This window comes from Bacillota bacterium (assembly GCA_040754675.1).
In the GTDB taxonomy this organism is placed as follows: domain Bacteria; phylum Bacillota; class Limnochordia; order Limnochordales; family Geochordaceae; genus Geochorda.
Genome location: JBFMCJ010000645.1, coordinates 1 through 2175 on the forward strand (window position 1 = coordinate 1; position 2175 = coordinate 2175).

Consider the following 2175-nt stretch of genomic DNA (forward strand, 5'->3'; position numbering starts at 1 on the left):
TGCCGGGATCGGGCCTTGTCGGCCCGGTAGAAGCGTTCAAAGATGTGCGGCAAGTCCTCAGCCGAAATGCCGATCCCCGTGTCCTCGACGACGAGTTCGGCCTCGCCCGCGCCGTCTGCCCCGTGGGGCGCGTGGCTCTGAACGCCGGGAGACTGCCGCACGAGCTTCACCCGTATCCGCCCGCCTTCCGGTGTGTAGCGAATGGCGTTGTCCAGCAGGATGACCAGCAACTCCCGCAGGCGGTCGGGGTCGCCCAGCACCTGAACGGGCTCCAGGTGTTCGACCGTCAGGCGGTGCCTCGCCATCTCGACCCGCATGCTCCGCAGCACGTCGGTGACGACCCGGTCAAGCTCCACGGGACGGCACTGCAGCGGCTGGCCGGACTCCGCCCGCGCCAGCGACAGCAGGTCACTGACCAGCCGGCCCAGGCGGCGCACCTCGTCGCGGATGTCCTCCCAGATGGCCTGCCGTTCGGGCTCAGGCAGGGTGGCGGCACGCTCGAGGAGTTCGAGGTTGCCTTGAATGGTCGCCAGAGGGGCCCGAAGCTCGTGGGAGGCGTCGGCGACGAAGCGGCGCTGGTTCTCAAAGGCCTGCTCCAGGGCGGCCAGCATCTCGTTGAAGGCGGCAGCCAGACGGCCGAGTTCGTCGTGGCGGCGCTCGACGGGGAGCCTGCGGCCGAAGCTCCGGGAAGCGGCAATGGCGCGTGCGGTGTCGATCATGGCTGAGATGGGGCGCAGCGCGCCGCCCGCCATGGCCCAACCCAGTGCCACCGCGGCCACGGTGGCCAGCACAGCGCCGCCTGCCAGGACACGCAGGAGATGATCGAGAAGCGCCTGGCGGCTTGAAAACCACCCGACGGCCACCGCCAGCACCGGCCGGCTCTCGGACAGCCGGTTCGGCGGGGGCACCCGGCGCACCACCCGGTACCCGGTCAGGGGCTGCTCGATGAAGCCTTCGGCGGCGAGGGCGCCGGCCGGGGATTGCCCGGCTTCCGGCAAGCCATGGAACTGAGGGCCGGCAAGCGCCTCCACAGCGCCGGGCGCCGACCCAGAGCGCGCCAGGATCGTTCCATCGGTGTCGTAAATCGCCACCAGCGTGTCGGGGGCCTCGAACGCCTTCAGCAGCGGCTCGACCGAGGAGCCATCCGCGGCCGTCCGCAGCGATTCGGCGAAGTGGTCGCCCAGCCGGCGCGTGCTGGCTCGCAGGTCGTCACGGAGATATGCCTGGACGCTGGAGTAGATGAGCCCGCCGAAGACGAGCACCAGCGCGGCCAGGAGCACCCCGTACCAGAACGCGAGCCGAAGCCGGATCGACATGGCTATCCCTCGGGGCCCTCCCGCAGCACGTACCCGACGCTGCGCACCGTGTGGATGAGGCGGGGCTCGCCGGCCTGTTCGAGCTTGCGGCGCAGGTATCCGACGTACACCTCGAGCACGTTGGACTCCCCCTGGAAGTCGTAGCCCCAGATGCGTTCCATGATGAGTTCCCGGGGCAGCACCCGGCGGGGGTTGCGCATGAACAGCTCCAGAAGCTCGTACTCGGTCGTGGAAAGGGGAATGGAGCGGCCGGCCCGGCGCGCCTCCCGGGCGCCGGTGTCCAGCACAAGGTCGGCAAAGCGCACCGCTTCGGCAGGCTGCTGTACGGCGGCGACCTGACGGCTGCGGCGCCGGAGGAGCGCCCGGATGCGAGCGAGCAGCTCCTCGAGGGCGAAGGGCTTCATGAGGTAATCGTCGGCGCCGGCCTCTAGACCCTGCACCCGGTCCTGCACGGCGTCCCGGGCGGTGAGCATCAGGATAGGAACGTCCCCGGCCTCTCGCAGGCGGCGGCAGACCTCAAGGCCGTCGAGGTCCGGCATCATCCAGTCGAGGATGACGAGGTCGGGCGAACGCTGCAACGCCAGGCGGAGCCCTTCGGCACCGGAGGCCGCCGTGCCCACGTCGAACCCCTCGTAGGCAAGGGCGCGGCGAAGCATCTCGGTGAGCTTGGTGTCGTCATCGATGACCACGACGTAATCTGCCATCGCTGTTCGCCCGTCCGCCCTCTCCGCCACCGAGTATAGCATACCGGTGACGGGTATCCAGAAACAGCAGGCAGGACGCTTCGCCTCTTGTGTTGGACGTCGTGGCATGCAATACTTGGGGCAAACCTCAAAGCAAGGCGATGAGGGGAAGGAGT

General features: G+C 69.2%; 2 protein-coding genes. Both read right to left on the minus strand.

Annotation, left to right across the window (positions count from 1 at the left end; all coding sequences use genetic code 11):
- Positions 1-1316: histidine kinase dimerization/phospho-acceptor domain-containing protein (locus tag AB1609_22005; GenBank protein MEW6049109.1), on the minus strand; the 1316-nt coding region annotated here is incomplete at its 3' end.
- A gap of 2 nt (positions 1317-1318) precedes the next feature.
- The gene (locus AB1609_22010) at positions 1319-2020 is read right to left on the minus strand and encodes a response regulator transcription factor (GenBank protein MEW6049110.1); all 702 of its coding nucleotides are present in this window, start codon (positions 2018-2020) and stop codon (positions 1319-1321) included.
- Positions 2021-2175 lie beyond the last annotated feature (155 nt).

Coding starts and splice junctions, on each gene's coding strand:
- AB1609_22010 (MEW6049110.1), bottom strand. CDS start 2,020: ATGGCAGATTACGTCGTGGTCATCGATGACGACACCAAGCTCACCGAG.